The following is a 17,252-nucleotide window of genomic DNA, read 5'->3' as shown; positions in this document are numbered from 1 at the left end:
TCTTTTGATTTTCGCTACAGGCGTCGACTCCTACCGGATAAGTGAGCAAAATGAGCCATCCCAACGTACGCCTAAGGGCGGCGGGGATGGCTCATCGCTTACCCGGTGGAAAGCGTACGACTGCAGCGAAAATCACAGCGGACACTTTATTCAACGCACTGCGTCGCAGTAACTCTATTTATCACGTCCCATAAAAAAACCAACTAGAAAGGGGAGAATCTAGTTGGCATTTTAAATAAAATTATAGGTTATTACATTTATCACATTGATTTCCATAGCACTCATGCTGTTCTTCGATGGTCTCGCCGCATGTAGCGCAATTCTTTTTAGGCAGGTTACGGAAAAATTCAAGTACGTTTTCTAACATAGTTGTTCCACCTCCATCTGTTATATAACTGTTTTTGTTGTTATCATTGTAATATAACACAGAATCTTTTGTCAACATATTATTTTGTTTTTTGTTAAAATAGGAGTAAAGGAGAGATTGACATGTATTTTATTGATAATAAAGGCATAACTGACCCACGCATTAACCTAGCAATCGAAGAATACGCACTAAATACAATGGATGTGGAAAAAGATTCATTTCTTTTGTTTTACATAAACCAGCCTTCCATCATCATCGGAAGAAACCAAAATACAATTGAAGAAATTAATACAGACTTCGTTGAAAAGAACGGGATAATCCCTGTCCGCAGGCTTTCTGGTGGGGGCGCAGTGTACCATGATTTGGGTAATTTGAACTTCAGCTTTTTAACAAAAGACGATGGGGACAGCTTCCGCAATTTTAAGAAGTTTACACAGCCGGTTGTTGATGCGTTGCAAAAAATGGGTGTGCAAGCTGAACTGTCGGGACGCAATGATATATTAGCAGAAGGCAAAAAAATCTCGGGGAATGCGCAGTTTTCTACTCGTGGAAGAATGTTTAGTCATGGTACATTAATGTTTGATACAGAAATTGATGCAGTCGTGTCAGCGTTAAAAGTAAGCAAAGAAAAAATTGAGTCAAAAGGTATTAAATCCATTCGAAGCCGTGTAACGAATATTGCTGATTTACTTTCAGAGCCAATGACGATTGAACAATTCCGTGCTGAAATTCTTTCCTCTATATTCGATGGAACAGAAAATATTCAATATTGGGAGCTTACCGAAGATGATTGGAAAAACATTCATAAGCTGTCGGAAGAACGTTATCAACAATGGGATTGGAATTACGGTAAATCCCCTAAATTTAATATGAAACATTCACACCGTTTCCCAACTGGTGGTGTAGATGTTCGCTTAGAAGTAAATAAAGGCATTATAGAAGAAGTGAAAATCTACGGTGACTTCTTTGGCGTTGGGGATATCGCAGAAGTAGAAAGATTACTGACTGGTAAGTTGTATAGTAAACAAGCAATTGAAGAAGCACTAGAGTCAGTGGACGTACCGAAATATTTAGGTGGTATTTCGAAAGAAGAACTAGTACAACTTATTTATTAACATTTTGCATAGTAACAATGGAAGAGTCTAACATACTAACGTATGGGAGACTCTTTTTTGATATAATAAGGACAGTACAATGTTACGGAGGAGGATTTAAGTGATGATACACCGTGTGTTAGTAGTAGAAGATGACCTGAAAATTGCATCGCTACTTGCAGATACTTTGAGGAAATACCATTATGAAGTACATATAATTGAAGACTTTGATCAGATAATCGAGGAGTTTACAGCGTTCGATCCTCATATTGTGTTATTAGATGTGAACTTACCGTCTTATGACGGCTACTATTGGTGTCGTCAACTCCGCCAGTTAACTACTTGCCCGATTATTTTTGTTTCAGCAAGATCAGGTGAAATGGACCAAGTTTTCGCACTTGAAAATGGTGGGGATGATTTTATTACCAAGCCTTTTCATTACGAAATCGTCCTTGCTAAAATAAAAAGTCATTTAAGAAGATCATATGGGGAATACGCAGCTAAACAAGAAGAGCGTGTAGTGAAAGTAGGGAAATTGCATCTTTACATGGAGCGCATGGAATTACATACATCCAAAGAAGAAATTCCGCTTCAAAAAAAAGAATGCACCATTTTGGAATTATTACTGAAAAATCATCCAAAACTAGTAACGAGAGAGCAATTATTAGAAGAACTATGGGATGACCAGTCTTTTGTGGATGAAAATACGCTCAATGTAAATATGACACGAGTTCGGAAAAAAATGGCGGATTACGGTGTTTTATCGACCATTGAAACTGTTCGAGGAGCGGGATATCGTTTGAACGTATGTCCAGATGAAGCCTAATATGTTTCGGTTATTCGTAAAGGAACATCTATTATTTATTATTTTTCAATTTTCATTAGTACTTTTCGTCATGCTATTGTACTGGCTAGATGGATTTCGAAATCTAGATACCGCAGTATATTCCATTGTTATTAGTAGTATATTAACGTTAACTTTTTTAGGTACATTATTTGTGAAAAAATATGCATTTTATAAAAAAATTCTGTCTGTCCCAACACAGATTGAAGTTGTTTTGCAAAGGGCAGCACAATCTCCGGAGATTAAACAAGTAGAAAATTACTTACAACATATTTATCGTTTGTATCAAAAAGAAGTGCAGCTTTTATATGCTAGACAAAATAGGCATTTACAATTTATGAATAGTTGGGTGCATCAAATGAAAACCCCCATTTCTGTCATTGAACTGATGACACAAAATAGTGAACAAATTGATTCCAAAAGTGTAATGGAAGAAATGGATCGGCTCAAGCGAGGGTTAGAAGCAGTTTTAATGAATGCGAGATTAGATACCTTTGAAGAAGATATGCAAATTGAACGAATCGATTTAAAACAATTGGTAACCGAAGTTGTAACGGAGAATAAGCGGTTATTTATCGGCAAGCATTTATTTCCAGTCATTTCGATGGAGGATGATTGTATGATTACATCCGACAGAAAATGGATTCGTTATGTCATTGCACAATTTGTAACGAATGCGGTTAAGTACACATTTGAGCAAAATAAAAAAGTGTATTTTGAAACGAATATCGAGGAGAAACAAATCATTTTCTCTGTTAGGGATGAAGGAATTGGTATTCCTGCTTCTGATATTAGAAGAGTGACGAAAGCATTTTTTACTGGTGAAAATGGTCGGAAAACTGGTGAGTCTACTGGAATGGGCTTATATTTGGCACAGGAAATATGCAACCGTTTAGGGCATGGAATAAGTGTTTCTTCAAATGTAGGGGAAGGGACAACCGTATCGATACAATTTGAAAAACAAGAAATTAGGAAGCAAGGTGGGCAAGATGACCATATTAATGCTGGAGGAAGTAACGAAAGTTTATGAAGGAAAAGTAGCACATCTAGCGATTAACCAATTAAGCTTTGAAGTAGAAAAAGGTGAATTTATCGCTGTAATGGGACCTTCTGGAAGCGGAAAAACGACATTATTAAATATTATTTCGACGATTGATCGCCCAACCTCCGGGGAAATCACGATAAGCGGGTTAAAACCGGCAGAACTCCCTAAAAATGACTTATCCCTTTTCAGAAGGAGAGAGCTTGGTTTTGTATTTCAAGATTTCAATCTACTTCCTGCACTTACAGTAGAAGAAAATATGGTATTACCTCTTACGCTTGACGGTCAATCTCTAGAAGTGATGAAAGCCAAAGTCCAACAAATTGCTGAACATCTTAATTTAACTTCTATTTTAGGAAAAAGACCTTCCGAGATTTCCGGTGGTCAGGCACAAAGAACAGCCATCGGTCGTGCATTAATACATGAACCAAGTATTATACTAGCAGATGAGCCTACCGGAAATTTAGATTCGAAAGCAGCAAAAGATGTATTAGAAATCCTTACGCAAGTGAATAAAGTAAGTCAAACGACTATTATGATGGTAACCCATGATCCGATAGCAGCAAGCTACTGTGATCGAGTGCTATTTATAAAAGACGGGGAATATTTCAATGAGATTTATAAAGGTGACCTGAGACAAACATTTTTCCAACGGATATTGAATGTTTTGTCTTTATTAGGTGGTGGCGGTGTAAATGACCTTTCAACAATTCGCTTATCATAATGTAATTCGTAATAGTCGAATATATGCTGCATTTTTTATGGCCAGTATTTTTTCGGTTATGGTGTTCTTCATTTATTCGATGCTGATGTTTCACCCTAATATTGAAGATAAGTTTTTACGGGATATCGCTTTTGGTGGAATGCTTGTTGCGCAAATTATTCTCATTATTTTTACTATGTTTTTTTTGTTTTATTCAATGAGTGCGTTCTTACAAGCTAGATTACATGAGTTTGGAGTTTTGTTACATTTAGGGATGGAAAGGCAACAGTTAAATCGTTTAATCTTTTTAGAGACGATGATTTTAGGGTTTATATCCATTACAATCGGTATATTTTTTGGATTTTCATTTTCAAAGTTTTTCTTCATGATTATTCGAGAATTGTTTTTATTGGACAGTTTGCCTCTGTATTTATCCTGGAAGCCGTTTGCATTGACGATTATTGTGTTTTTATCACAGTTTATCATCATATCCATTAGTAGCGTTGTATTCATCCGAAAAAAAGAGATTATCCAGCTTTTAAAAGGGGATGGCAAACGTGGCGAAATTGCTATGTTCAAAAAAGGAAATGCTTTTTTAGGATTAGGTTTGTTATTTGGAGCATATGGTCTTGTTATTTTTTCTGTTTTTCATATGAATATATTTATGAGCTTGCTTATTGTTTTTATGGCTTTTATTGGAACATATTTCTTCTACACAGATAGTATTTTATATATACTCGACATTATTCGGAGAAAGGAAAGTCTTTATTGGCATTCTTTTCGGCTTATCGCTTTTGCGGAAGTTTCGATTAAAATTAGGGAAAACGCGCGTATGTTTTTTATTGTTACAATTGTGTCGACGATTGCGTTTTTATCTGTAGGGGTCGTTACTTCTTTTACTTCTTTTACAGCCCAATATCGGGATTTGAACCCAGTAAGTATTTTCTATGCTAGTGATTGGGACAATCCTTTTGAAGATGAACATATTATGAAATTATCGCAAGAACTGCAAAGGGAAGGCTTGTCTTATGAGCTAGTGAAATTTAATGTGAAAAAGCAAACCTCCTCTAATTCGCATGAACCAGTCAATGTCATAAAGGAATCAGAAGTCAATGGTTTAGCGGTTGCTTTAAAAATTCCTTTAATTGACCTGAAACAAGGAGAAGCTTTGGTCGTTTCAGATAGCCGAGTAGATTTTAACAATATTCGCAGTGGACAAGAGCAAACCGTACTCGAAGAAAGTAGCATACCTATTCAAATAAAAGGGGTATATCAACATTCGATTTTCCCCACTTTTACTTTAAAAAATAGAGCATTCATTATTAGTGATGAAGACTTTTCTCTTCTGACAGAACCACTATTTGGTTTTGGTATAGAAGAGTCTAAAACTACTTTTTTTGCATTTCATGTATCGGAATGGTTACGCACAAAAGATGTTGGAACAGATTTGGACAAGATTATGACTGAAACGATGGGAATATCAGGAGTGAACCCGAATCCATTTTATTTTGATAATCCTGGCTTAAATTTTTCAGTGATTCGCGCTACATTTGCATTATTATTGTTTACAGGTTTACTTGTAGCAACCGTTCTCTTACTTGCGGCCGGAAGTTTTGTCTATTTTAAACTGTATACCGATTTGGAAAGGGATAAAAAGCAATTTGACGTTCTTAGAAGAATGGGTGTTACGGATCAAGAATTAGTGAAAATCGTGAATCGACAGTTGGTGCCACAATTCTTCTTACCTTGGGGACTTGCAATGGTCCATAGTACATTTTCATTTATCTTCCTGCAGGCATTTTGGGTGGATCTAGCTGCGGTATCCATTGCGATGGAAATGTTAATCGTGCTTATCGTATTTACGGTTATTCAAGTATCCTATTTTTACTTAATTCGTTGGAGATATATTGCACATATACAAGAGTGAAAGAAGATTGCTATATGCAATCTTCTTTTGTGATTGAATAGTCTAAACCTTTTTTATATAATGAATATGGGGATTATGAATGAGTACTCATTCAAATAAAAAATGGGAGATGGGAAAATGAGTTTAGCTTTACAAGTTCAACAAATTGCATCCAAGCATCCAGACAAAATAGCATATCACTTTATGGGGAAAGACACGACATATGCACAATTTGAAGAATCGGTAGAACGATTTGCATATGGGCTGCAAGCGTTAGGAATTCAAAAAGGAGACCATGTAGGGTTTTTACTCGGGAATACACCACATTTTTTAATTTCTTTATATGCAACAATGAGATTAGGGGCAACTGCAGTACCGATTAATCCTATTTATACACCTGATGAAATTAGTTATATTGTGAAAAATAGTGATGCAAAAGCGATTATTGCACTTGATGGACTATTATCTTTAGTAGAAAAGGCGGCAAATGTATTCACGACGGTGGAAAATTATATTATTTGTGAAACGCAAGCAGATACGCCGGAAAAGTTAGCTGGACTTTCTGACGAATTGAAAGTAAAAGTGAAATCGTTTTCATCATTACTTGCAATTGCTGGGGAACTGGTAAAACCTGTTGAAATTTCAGCGGATGATACGGCAGTTATTTTGTATACATCAGGTACTACGGGACATCCTAAAGGTGCCATGCTTACATATAATAATATCTATTCGAACGCTCGTGACACAGCAGAGTATTTAAGTATTAATACAGATGATCGCGTCATTGCGACACTACCTGTATTTCATGTCTTTGCTTTAACGGTTGTAGTGAATGCACCATTATTAATGGGTGCTACCATATTACTAGTTCCTAGATTTAGCCCGCAAGAGGTATTCTCTATTGCACGCGAACAAAAAGCGACTGTTTTTGCAGGAGTGCCGACGATGTACAATTTCTTGTATCAATTCCCAGAAGATAAAGTGGAGAATTTTGCATCCATACGTTTAGCAATTTCCGGTGGCTCTTCATTGCCAGTTGCCTTATTGCATAATTTTGAGGACAAGTTCCATGTAAGGATATCAGAAGGGTATGGATTATCTGAAGCATCACCAGTAACTTGCTTCAATCCGATTGATCGAGACCGTAAACCAGGTTCGATTGGAACAGATATTGTGAATGTGGAAAACAAAGTAGTGAATGAATTAGGGGAAGAGGTTCCTGCTGGAGTAGTCGGTGAACTAATCGTCCGTGGACCAAATGTGATGAAGGGCTATTATAAAATGCCAGAAGAAACGGCCAATGCGATTCGGGATGGTTGGCTATATACGGGCGACCTCGCTAAACAAGACGAAGACGGTTATTTTTATATTGTCGATCGAAAGAAAGATATGATTATTGTGGGAGGATATAATGTCTATCCACGTGAAGTAGAAGAAGTTCTTTTTGAACATCCTAGTATTGTAGAAGCGGCGGTAGTCGGAGTGCCGGATCCTACTTTTGGGGAAGAAGTGTTAGCCTTTGTTGTGAAGAAAGATGCTTCTTTATCGGAAGAACAATTGCAGCATTATTGTGCCGAAAAACTAGCAAAATATAAAGTTCCTAAACGATTTGAGTTTTTAGAGGAATTGCCAAAAAACACAACTGGAAAAATTTTGCGCCGTTCGTTGAAAGGACAAACTGTACAATAAACACATAGTAGCCGCTTCTTGATGAAGTGGCTTTTTGGTTATAACAAATACTAGACTGGCTAGTTAGACGAGTTTTAATACATATTACCCTATAATTGTTGAAATCATCCAAGTTTCACATCAAGTATAGAGCTATTTTGAGAATTGGTTACTTTCACTGGTAATTTGGTTGCTCTCGTGCTGAAATGGTTGCTTTCGGAGTAGATTTGATTGCTTTCGATGATCAATTGGTTGCCCTAATCCATTTATTGGATTCATACAGACGAAAAACTGTGGAAATTTTGTTTTTTCATTTTCAAGCTTAATTTTTAACTAAAGAAGGAAAAAGGTTTCGAGTGTCGAAATACATGAAAGAATCGTTTTGAAAGTGAGGAATAGAAAGATGACGAAAAGAAAATTAGAGGCAAAGGATTTATTTAATTTGCAATCGGTTACAAACCCGGTTATTGCACCGAACGGAAAAGAAGCTGTATTTATTCGTACGGAAATGGATGAAAAACATAATGCATATTATGCCTATTTATACCATGTAAACATAGAAACAAAAGTAGTAACGCAATGGACGCATAAGAAAGAACGAATATCCACTCCGAAATGGTCAACAGATGGAAAATACATTGCATTCTTATCAAACCGAGAAGAGAACAATCAAGTATATGTCTTATCAACAAGTGGTGGAGAAGCAAAGAAATTAACAAAGGTAGAAAAAGGAATTTCCAGCTTTCTTTGGTCCCCATGTGGCCAAAAAATATGGTTTGTTGCATCATTAAAAGAAGGAAAAGCATGGACGGATGAGGTGGAAAAAGAGGAAAATAAATTACCGGAAGCTTATATTGTAGAAAAAATGAAATATCATGCAGATGGTGTTGGCTTACTGCCGAAAGATACATATAAACATATTGGCTATATCGATATTGCTACAGAAGAAATAAGGCAGTTTACAGAAGGTTCATACAATTATAACTTACAGGCTATTTCACATGATGGAAAGAAACTTGTGATGGGGGTTAATAGGGAGGAAAATCAAGATTTCTCATTCCGCCAACCGTTGTTGCTAGTAGATATAGAATCAAAAGAAGAAACAGTACTAGTAGAAGAAGATGGTTATTACGGGGGAGCAGCTTTTTCAAAAGATGACAAGTATATTGCCTTTACTGGCAGCAATCGACAATATGAAAACGCAACACATGCGGAAGTATATGTTTATGAAGTGAGCACAGGAATTCGTCAAGTATTAACAGAAGGAATTGACGCACCGGTAGGGGATTATTCTGGTGGAGATGTTCAGCAAGGTGTAAGTGTACCAGATGTAGTGTGGACAGAAGGTAATCACTTATACTTTCAATTGTCTACAATGGGAGACGTTCGACTTTATTTTGCTTCATTAGATGGTGCAGTCTATCCCGCAACAGCGGAAAATGAACATGTATATGGGTATGATATAGATGCGACAGGCATATACACCCTTGCGACAATAAGTAACGCAATATTTCCCGGGGAATTATTTAAGCAAAATTTAGCGACTGGTGAAAGAGTTCAACTTACAAATTTTAATGAAGCATTATTAAATGAACTAGAGCTTTCTGAGCCAGAAGCAATTGTTTATAAAGGTGCTAAAGATTGGGACGTTCACGGCTGGTTAATGAAACCAGTAGGCTATGAAAAAGGGAAAAAGTATCCGCTTATTGTAGAAATTCATGGTGGACCACATACGATGTATGCCAACACATTTTTCCATGAACTTCAATTGTTAGCTGCAAAAGGGTACGGTGTATTATATGTGAATCCGCGTGGTAGTCATTCATATAGTCAGCAATTAGTCGATGCAGTGCGTGGTGATTATGGAGGCGGGGACTACGAGGATATAATGGCAGGACTCGATTATGTACTAGCGGAAAATGACTGGATTGACGAATCGCAACTTGGCGTAACTGGAGGTAGTTACGGAGGGTTTATGACGAACTGGATTGTTGGTCATACGAATCGATTCAAAGTGGCGGTTACCCAGCGATCGATTTCAAATTGGATTAGCTTTTATGGTGTTTCTGATATTGGATATTACTTTACGCCTTGGCAAATTGGCGGAGATATGAAAGATATAGAGAAACTCTGGGACGCTTCTCCATTGAAATATGCATCGAATGTGCAGACACCATTGCTCATTTTGCATAGTGAAAATGACTATCGTTGTCCGATTGAACAAGGGCAACAATTATATACAACGCTAAAAGCAATGGGGAAAGAAACAAGTTTTGTACGTTTCCCACAAGCGGATCATAATCTTTCTAGAGTTGGATTACCTAATTTACGACAAACTAGATTAGAACAAATCATTAGTTGGTTTGAGAAATATATTTGATAGAAAAAGAAACCCCTTCATTTCTTAGTTGAAATGAAGGGGTTTTAGGTGAATTAATCAATCTCACACTTGATTAAATCATTTCTTATGCAAACCTTTATTAAAATACATAAATATTAAGAAGACAATCCAAATAGGTCCCACGATTAACGCAATGCGTGTATCGGGAAAATAAGCCATAAGCCCAAGCACTAATACTAAGAAGGCAAGGGCTAGATACGACCCAAATGGATAGAACAATGCTTTATATGATAACTTGGAAATCTGCTCTTTGGAAAGGCTTTTCCGGAATTTTAACTGTGACAACAAAATAATTCCCCAAGTCCAAACAGCCCCGAAAGTTGAAATACTTGTTACCCAAATAAATACTTTTTCTGGAACAAGATAATTCAATAAAACACCAACTAATAATAAAACGGCAGAAAATAGAATCGCTCTAGCGGGTACCCCTGCTCCGTTAATTCGATTGAAATTAGGGGAAGCTTGCTTTTGTTCCGCTAAGTTAAATAACATACGACCTGTACTGAAAATACCACTATTACAGCTAGAAAGTGCTGCCGTTAATACGACAAAGTTAATAATGCCAGCAGCCGGTCCGATGCCGATTTTTTCAAACATTAAAACGAATGGACTTCCATTTTGGCCAATCTCATTCCATGGATAGATGGACATAATGACGAAAAGAGCCCCAACATAAAAAATAAGAATACGCCAGAAAACAGTATCGATTGCTCGTGGGATAACCTTTTTCGGATCTTTTGCTTCACCTGCAGTCACACCAATCATTTCTACACCTAAATATGCGAACATGACCATTTGTAAAGACATTAAAACACCCGTAACCCCATTTGGCGCAAACCCACCATTTGACCATAGATTGCTGATCCCAACAGCCATTCCGCCATTCCCAATACCGAAAATGATTACTCCAAATCCAATGAAAATCATTGCTAAAATTGCGATAATTTTAATTAGAGCAAACCAAAATTCGAATTCTCCATAAGCTTTTACAGCGATTAAGTTTACAATTGTCATTATCACAAGTGCCGCTAATGCCCAAATCCAAGGAGGTGTATCTGGGTACCACATTTGCATATATACGCCTACGGCTGTAATTTCAGCCATACATGTAACAACCCATAAAAACCAATAATTCCATCCGGTTATGTAACCTGCAAGTGGTCCTAGGTAATCCTGCGCGTATCTACTAAATGAACCGGAAACAGGATTATGTACCGCCATTTCTCCAAGTGCACGCATAATTATTAAAATTACAAACCCACCAATTATGTAAGATATAAGAATTGCGGGTCCGGCTAACCGAATAGCTGTTGCAGAGCCTAAAAATAATCCGACCCCAATTGCCGCACCTAATGACATGAGGGTGATATGCCGTTGTTCAAGTCCTCGTTGTAGTTGCTGATTTCCACCCAAAGTTGTGTCACTCCTTTTTCCAAAAATACTTTTGTTATATAACACTTTAACACAACGAAGTGCACGGAGGATACGGTCATATGAACGAAATTGTGATAATATTATGTATATGCAAGTAGGACGGGGGTCATGGGATTGCAAGATATTACGATAAGACCGATAGTAGAAACAGAAATTATACGACTTTGGGAATTAAGTGCAAAAGAAGCATCGCCAGAGTGGAAAAAGTGGGATGCTCCATACTTTCCATACGAGCCGAAAACATTAGAGCAATTTTTAGAGAAAAAAGATCAACTGATAAATCAAGACGATATGTGGGGTATTTATGTAAGTGGCGAAATAATAGGATCACTTTGTTACTACTGGGAACATGAAGAATCGCTTTGGCTAGAAATGGGTATCGTTATATATGATCCACGGTATTGGAGTGGAGGAATTGGAACGAAAGCCCTTCGTAAGTGGATTAGGCATTTATTCAAAGAATTACCACTTGTCCGCGTAGGCTATACAACTTGGTCTGGCAACGAGCGTATGATCAAAGTTGGAGAAAAGTTAGGAATGACGATGGAAGCACGCCTAAGAAAATGCCGTTATTATAACGGAGTTTATTATGATTCTATTCGTATGGGGTTACTAAGAGAAGAGTGGGAAGAACAAGAATGACAGCTTTATTTGAAATAATAGATTTAACGAAAAATTATTGGCATACTGAAAAACAAAGGAAAGGCGCTTATTTATTTTCCAATTTTACCGCTACAATAGCTAGTTCGGAGCGTATCGCTTTACTCGGTAAATCTGGTCAAGGAAAGAGTACGCTTTTACGTATGCTTGCACTACTTGATAATGCCGATAGCGGAAAAATTCGTTTCAACGGGATTCAGGAGAGCGAAATGGAGGCTCGGGTTTGGCGTACAAAGGTAACTTATGTAGCTCAGCAAGCAATTATGTTACCAGGGACAATTGAAGATAATTTAAAAACCGTTAGCAAATTACATAATGAAACATTTGATGACAAACTTGCCCGGAAATTAATGAAAGAAGTAGGCCTAGAAACGCTGGATTGGACGAAAAAAGCGGCTGATTTATCTGGAGGAGAGAAGCAGCGAGTTGCCTTAGTCCGTTCTTTGCTACTCGGACCTTCTATTTTATTGCTAGATGAAGTGACGGCATCTCTTGACCAGCAAAGTAAAGCGTATGTGGAAAATTTACTGGTCACATGGAGTGAGATTGAAAAAAGAACGTTTATTTGGGTGACCCATGATTTGGAACAAGCGAAAAAGGTAAGTGATCGAATATGGTTTATGGAAAATGGGACACTAGCAATTGATTGCGAGACAGACACATTTTTTGAAAATCACAATTCGTTTACTAGTACGGTAACATTATGAGTTTATTAGCATTAAGTTTTACCTTATTATTTGTCGTTATTACGATGCTGCTGTCTGTCTGGCAAAAGCTTGATTTGGAAAAGGATATTGCAATTGGCACAGTGCGCTCGGCGATTCAGTTACTGGCTGTTGGATACGTGCTGCAATTTGTATTTCAATCAGAGAATCTGCTCTTTATTGTATTAATTATTTGCGTCATGATTGTCGTAGCCGCACTAAATGCAGCAAAGCGGGCAAAAGGTATGACCGGTGTTGTTTGGAGAATCATTCTGTCGATTGCAACAATGGAAATCTTAATGATGGGGCTTTTACTGGGCTTACAAATTATTGAAGCAACTCCACAATACATTATTCCTCTTAGCGGGATGACGATTGGGAATGCGATGGTTGCTTGCGGATTGTTTTTAACGCAATTAAAACGGGAAACAGAAAGCTCTAAAGGAGAAATTGAGACATTATTAGCGCTTGGTGCAACGAGTCAACAAGCAGTGCAAGATGTGCTGAAGCGATCAGTAAAGTTTAGTATGATTCCGACCCTTGATGCAATGAAAACAGTAGGACTAGTGCAACTCCCTGGGATGATGACTGGAATGATTATTGCTGGAGCAGATCCAGTGGAAGCTGTTCGCTATCAAATATTAATCATTTTCGTGTTTACTAGTTCGTCTGCCATTACGAGCATGATGTTGAGTGTGCTTTGCTATAAAAACTTATTTACGAAGGATTTGCAATTAAAAGACTTGGAGTGTATAAAATGAAACCAATACTGATCCAAGAAATACCCACCAAAGTTCTAGTTAAGTATGAGCCGGTGCCAGTCGAATTGCCGGAAAGTATAAAGGAACAGCATGAAAAATTTTGGGACAACCAGATTAAAATTAATCCACATTTGCGTAATGGGGAAGTATTCACAATCACTCAAATTGATAATACGCTGAAAGAACTTAAAGTGACAGTAGCGAAAACAGACTATAAACACTTTCTATACACAATCCGTCATGAAGGTTGTGCATTTCCTTGTAAAGTCATATTCACTTGTGTAACCGTTATTACGAGTGACAATTATATTGCTTTCGGCCGAATGAATGAACATACTTCTACCCCGGGAAGATTGCAATTTACTGGTGGAGGTTTAGACGAGTCTGATTTGGATGGCTCTGTATTTAATTTGGAGAAAAGTATTGGTAAAGAATTAGAAGAGGAAATGGGCGTGCTTATCAAAGCCCCATATGTGAACTCGTTTGCCCCAAGGTTTTTGAAAAGTAAAGGAACTTATGATTTTTGGGCAGTTATGTTTGAACTAAAAGTTGATTTATCTATGTATGAACTACGGAGATTATTTCAAGAACATAATCAGCGTTTAACAGATAAAGGAGAGCGTCCAGAATTTGAAGAGTTTCTGTTTGTATTGTTAGAGGAAACGAATGTATTAGACTTCATTGAAAACAATCACTCCTTAAAAGAAGATTATTTAGATCCTGTTTTAATGAAGTATATAGAAAAATAGACATTGATAAGGCAATAAGAGAATTACCATCTATCATTACATTAGTTTTTTGTAATATATCAAGGCTCTATGTGCGAATGCAGCGAGGATTAAGTTCCCCGCTGCATTTTTGTATGGAAAGTAATTTTAGTTGTAATTTCAGTACATATAGTTGTAAAAACAGATTTTAGTGAAATGTATGTGGTATTTTGTGAAATATTTAATTAACGAGATAGTTAGGATGAAGTACTTGCTCCTCGCTTCTTATATAATAGAAGTATTACTTGATGGAAAGGGCGCATGTGGGTATGCAGCTTATTATTACCTTTAGTATTTTAGCGATAAGTATCGTGTTATTTATAAGCAATCGGGTGCGAGCAGATTTGGTTGCTGTTTTGGCTTTATTGGCATTTGTTATTACAGGAGTTTTAGAACCAACAGAAGCGCTTGCTGGTTTTTCGAATTCTGTCGTGATCATGATTGCGGGACTGTTTGTTGTAGGCGCGGGAATTGTGCGGACGGGAATTGCACAGACGGCTGGGAATTTACTTCTTAAATGGTCTGGAAAAAGTGAAAATAGATTATTTATCTTATTACTCGTTATTACCGGTATAGTTGGAGCATTTATGAGTAACACAGGAACGGTCGCATTAATGCTTCCGATTGTTATTAGTATTGCGATCAGTATTAATAGTAGTCCGTCAAAGTATTTAATACCGCTTTCCTATATCAGTAGTTTGTCCGGGCTTTTGACGCTAATTGCAACGCCAGCAAATCTAATCGTTAGCCAAGTGCTGGTGGATAATGGTTATAAAAAGCTTGGTTTTTTTGAAATTACGCCAGTTGGAGTTATTGCTATTATTGTAGGTATTCTTTATTTTGTTGTGGCTCGCAATGTTGTTTTACCAAATGCTAAAAATAAAAACGCCTTAAAAGATGGACATAAGCTCTCGCCGAAACAATTGGCAATCGACTATGAACTTGGCGGACATTTACATCGTTTAAAGGTTTCGGAAAATTCACCGATGATCGGAAAGCAACTGGCTGAGTTAAAGCTTCCGGCTAAGTACCATTTAGCTATTCTGAAAATAGATCGTAAATCGATAGAGGGCATAAACCTTTTACCGATTACATATCAAGAAATGGCCGGACCAACTAGTATCATACATGCCAAGGATATATTATTTGTGCAAGGTGCATTTAGTAGTATGAATAAGCTTGCAAAGGATTTTTTACTAGAAATTGCTGAGAAAGAATCGGAAGCAGACATACTTGTATCGAAACAGTTAGGGATTGCGGAAGTGCTATTAACTCCACATTCTAGTTTGATAAACGAAACGGTTGGTAGCATAGGTTTTCGGGAAAAGTATAATTTGAATATACTAGGTGTTAATCGTAAAGGGGATTATGTACTTAGTGAAATGGCAGATGTCCGCCTTCGTTTTGGTGATGCGCTTTTAGTGCAAGGAGCATGGGATGAGATAGAATTACTGTCAAAAGCTATGCAAGATGTCGTCGTTGTAGGGCAGCCAAAAGAACATGCAAGTATTGCTGCTGCTAGCGGAAAAGCCCCAATTGCAGGGGCAATTATGCTATTCATGATTATTCTCATGATTTCTGAAGTTTTTCCCGCTGTCATTTCTGTTTTAATTGGAGCAGTTTTAATGATTGTAACAGGATGCTTGCGAAATATGGATGATGCATATGGAAAGATGAACTGGGAGAGTATTGTATTAATAGCTGCGATGCTTCCGATGGCTACAGCTCTAGAGAAAACGGGAGGAATGGTCATTCTTTCAGAGGGAATTATTAATCTGCTCGGCGGCTTCGGGGCAATGGGTGTACTTATGGGCATCTATTTTATAACGATGGTATTTGGACAATTTATAAGTAATACTGCTACGGCTGTTTTGTTTGCACCTATTGCGATGAGTGCGGCGATTAGCATGGGAGCAAATCCGTATACGTTTTTAATAGCTATCGCAGTTTCATCTAGTATGGCATTTGCAACACCAGTTGCATCACCGACAAATGCTTTAGTGATGACAGCGGGCGGTTATAAGTTTTTCGATTTTATGAAAGCGGGAATTCCCCTGCAAATTATTATGTTCGTAGTCATGATGATTGTTATACCGTTATTTTTTCCATTGTAAATTTTGGAAGGGGTTCTCTAATTGTAGAGAACTTCTTTTTTGTTTGACAATTTGGTTAATTATGATATAACTATTAATGTTACGCCTAATTCAAAGTAATTAACTCGGAATAATGTAGTTTAAAAAGGGGTTAACAAATGGGCAGGGAGTTTGTCGATATTTTTGACGATTGGGCGGAAACATACGAGTCTTCGGTTGCTGGAGAAGATCCGGAGTATCGCGATGTATTTGAAGGATATGAGAAAATATTAAATGCAGTTGTATCGAGCGTTTCAGGCCCTGTAGTCGAATTTGGAACAGGAACTGGAAATTTAACAGCAAAGTTAATAGAGGCAGGTATTTCGGTAATCGGTATCGAACCTAATACAAAGATGCGTTATGCGACTGCTGCGCGTTTTCCTTCTATTAAAGTAGTGGATGGTGACTTGTTACAATTTGAAACAGGAACTGATAATATCCATGGATTTGTCAGCACGTATGTATTCCATCATTTAACCGATGCGGAAAAAAGGGAAGCATTACGAAAGTATGCAGCGCTTCTACCGACAAACGGAAAAGTGGTATTTGCCGATACGGCTTTTATATCAGAGGATGCAAAACAAGCACAAATTGTAAAAGAAAGAGCACGTGGATTTCATCATGTAGCAGACGATCTAGAAAGAGAATATTATACGACGATCCCAATCTTATCAAAATTATTCGATGAGGCAGGCTTTCAAGTACGTTTCACGAAAATGAATGATTTTGTTTGGTTAATGGATGCTAAAAAATGATAGGAGCGATAAAA

Annotated in this window: 15 protein-coding genes; 13 read left to right on the top strand and 2 right to left on the bottom strand. The window is 37.3% G+C overall.

The genetic code is table 11. The features are described from left to right. Positions 1–241: 241 nt before the first annotated feature. Positions 242–367: a protein YhfH gene (yhfH, locus tag AC1DFT_RS02745; RefSeq protein ID WP_402822327.1), complete on the bottom strand. Its 126-nt coding sequence runs from the start codon at positions 365–367 to the stop codon at positions 242–244. A 122-nt stretch (positions 368–489) separates the two neighbouring features. On the opposite strand from yhfH, the gene AC1DFT_RS02740 reads away from it, so the two are divergent. The 7 genes from AC1DFT_RS02740 (at position 490) to AC1DFT_RS02710 (ending at position 10,004) form a co-directional block, all read left to right on the top strand. Next, positions 490–1,482, top strand: a complete 993-nt coding sequence (locus AC1DFT_RS02740; protein ID WP_477917378.1) for a lipoate--protein ligase — start codon at positions 490–492, stop codon at positions 1,480–1,482. 103 nt (positions 1,483–1,585) lie between these two features. Then, positions 1,586–2,287, top strand: coding sequence for a winged helix-turn-helix domain-containing protein (locus AC1DFT_RS02735; RefSeq protein ID WP_477917388.1), 702 nt, complete (start codon positions 1,586–1,588; stop codon positions 2,285–2,287). A gap of 1 nt (position 2,288) precedes the next feature. Further along, the gene (locus AC1DFT_RS02730; RefSeq protein ID WP_477917376.1) at positions 2,289–3,335 is read left to right on the top strand and encodes a sensor histidine kinase; all 1,047 of its coding nucleotides are present in this window, start codon (positions 2,289–2,291) and stop codon (positions 3,333–3,335) included. Next, positions 3,295–4,071 carry an ABC transporter ATP-binding protein gene (locus AC1DFT_RS02725; protein ID WP_477917375.1) on the top strand — a complete coding sequence of 259 codons (777 nt, stop codon included), beginning with the start codon at positions 3,295–3,297 and terminating at the stop codon, positions 4,069–4,071. The genes AC1DFT_RS02730 and AC1DFT_RS02725 overlap by 41 nt, the downstream gene beginning before the upstream one ends. Further along, a complete protein-coding gene (locus AC1DFT_RS02720) occupies positions 4,043–5,977 on the top strand; it encodes an FtsX-like permease family protein (protein ID WP_477917373.1) in 1,935 nt (644 codons plus the stop codon). Before AC1DFT_RS02725 ends, AC1DFT_RS02720 begins: the two co-directional genes overlap by 29 nt. 117 nt (positions 5,978–6,094) lie before the next feature. Then, positions 6,095–7,645: a fatty acid--CoA ligase family protein gene (locus AC1DFT_RS02715; protein ID WP_477917371.1), complete on the top strand. Its 1,551-nt coding sequence runs from the start codon at positions 6,095–6,097 to the stop codon at positions 7,643–7,645. A 382-nt stretch (positions 7,646–8,027) separates the two neighbouring features. Continuing rightward, positions 8,028–10,004 carry a S9 family peptidase gene (locus tag AC1DFT_RS02710; RefSeq protein WP_477917369.1) on the top strand — a complete coding sequence of 659 codons (1,977 nt, stop codon included), beginning with the start codon at positions 8,028–8,030 and terminating at the stop codon, positions 10,002–10,004. A 78-nt stretch (positions 10,005–10,082) separates the two neighbouring features. On the opposite strand, the gene AC1DFT_RS02705 is transcribed toward AC1DFT_RS02710, so the two are convergent. Then, positions 10,083–11,384 (bottom strand): amino acid permease, encoded by a 1,302-nt coding sequence (locus AC1DFT_RS02705; protein ID WP_477917386.1) that lies wholly within the window; start codon positions 11,382–11,384, stop codon positions 10,083–10,085. Positions 11,385–11,567: 183 nt separating this feature from the next. Between AC1DFT_RS02705 and AC1DFT_RS02700 the strand changes: the two genes are divergently transcribed. The 6 genes from AC1DFT_RS02700 (at position 11,568) to AC1DFT_RS02675 (ending at position 17,238) form a co-directional block, all read left to right on the top strand. Next, positions 11,568–12,101 (top strand): GNAT family N-acetyltransferase, encoded by a 534-nt coding sequence (locus tag AC1DFT_RS02700; RefSeq protein ID WP_477917368.1) that lies wholly within the window; start codon positions 11,568–11,570, stop codon positions 12,099–12,101. Further along, positions 12,098–12,826, top strand: coding sequence for an ABC transporter ATP-binding protein (locus tag AC1DFT_RS02695; protein WP_477917366.1), 729 nt, complete (start codon positions 12,098–12,100; stop codon positions 12,824–12,826). The genes AC1DFT_RS02700 and AC1DFT_RS02695 overlap by 4 nt, the downstream gene beginning before the upstream one ends. Then, positions 12,823–13,584, top strand: a complete 762-nt coding sequence (locus AC1DFT_RS02690; protein ID WP_477917364.1) for an ABC transporter permease — start codon at positions 12,823–12,825, stop codon at positions 13,582–13,584. Before AC1DFT_RS02695 ends, AC1DFT_RS02690 begins: the two co-directional genes overlap by 4 nt. Continuing rightward, complete coding sequence (locus AC1DFT_RS02685) at positions 13,581–14,333, top strand: hypothetical protein (RefSeq protein WP_477917363.1); 753 nt, start codon at positions 13,581–13,583, stop codon at positions 14,331–14,333. Before AC1DFT_RS02690 ends, AC1DFT_RS02685 begins: the two co-directional genes overlap by 4 nt. Before the next feature lie 287 nt (positions 14,334–14,620). Then, the gene (locus tag AC1DFT_RS02680; RefSeq protein WP_477917361.1) at positions 14,621–16,465 is read left to right on the top strand and encodes an SLC13 family permease; all 1,845 of its coding nucleotides are present in this window, start codon (positions 14,621–14,623) and stop codon (positions 16,463–16,465) included. Positions 16,466–16,602: 137 nt separating this feature from the next. Next, entirely contained in the window at positions 16,603–17,238 is a 636-nt protein-coding gene (locus tag AC1DFT_RS02675; RefSeq protein ID WP_477917360.1) for a methyltransferase domain-containing protein, read from the top strand. Positions 17,239–17,252 lie beyond the last annotated feature (14 nt).

This window comes from Psychrobacillus sp. 05T411 (assembly GCF_056396485.1).
The sequence above is the reverse complement of the archived record's forward strand: the minus strand, read 5'-3'. Positions and strand labels throughout refer to the sequence as shown.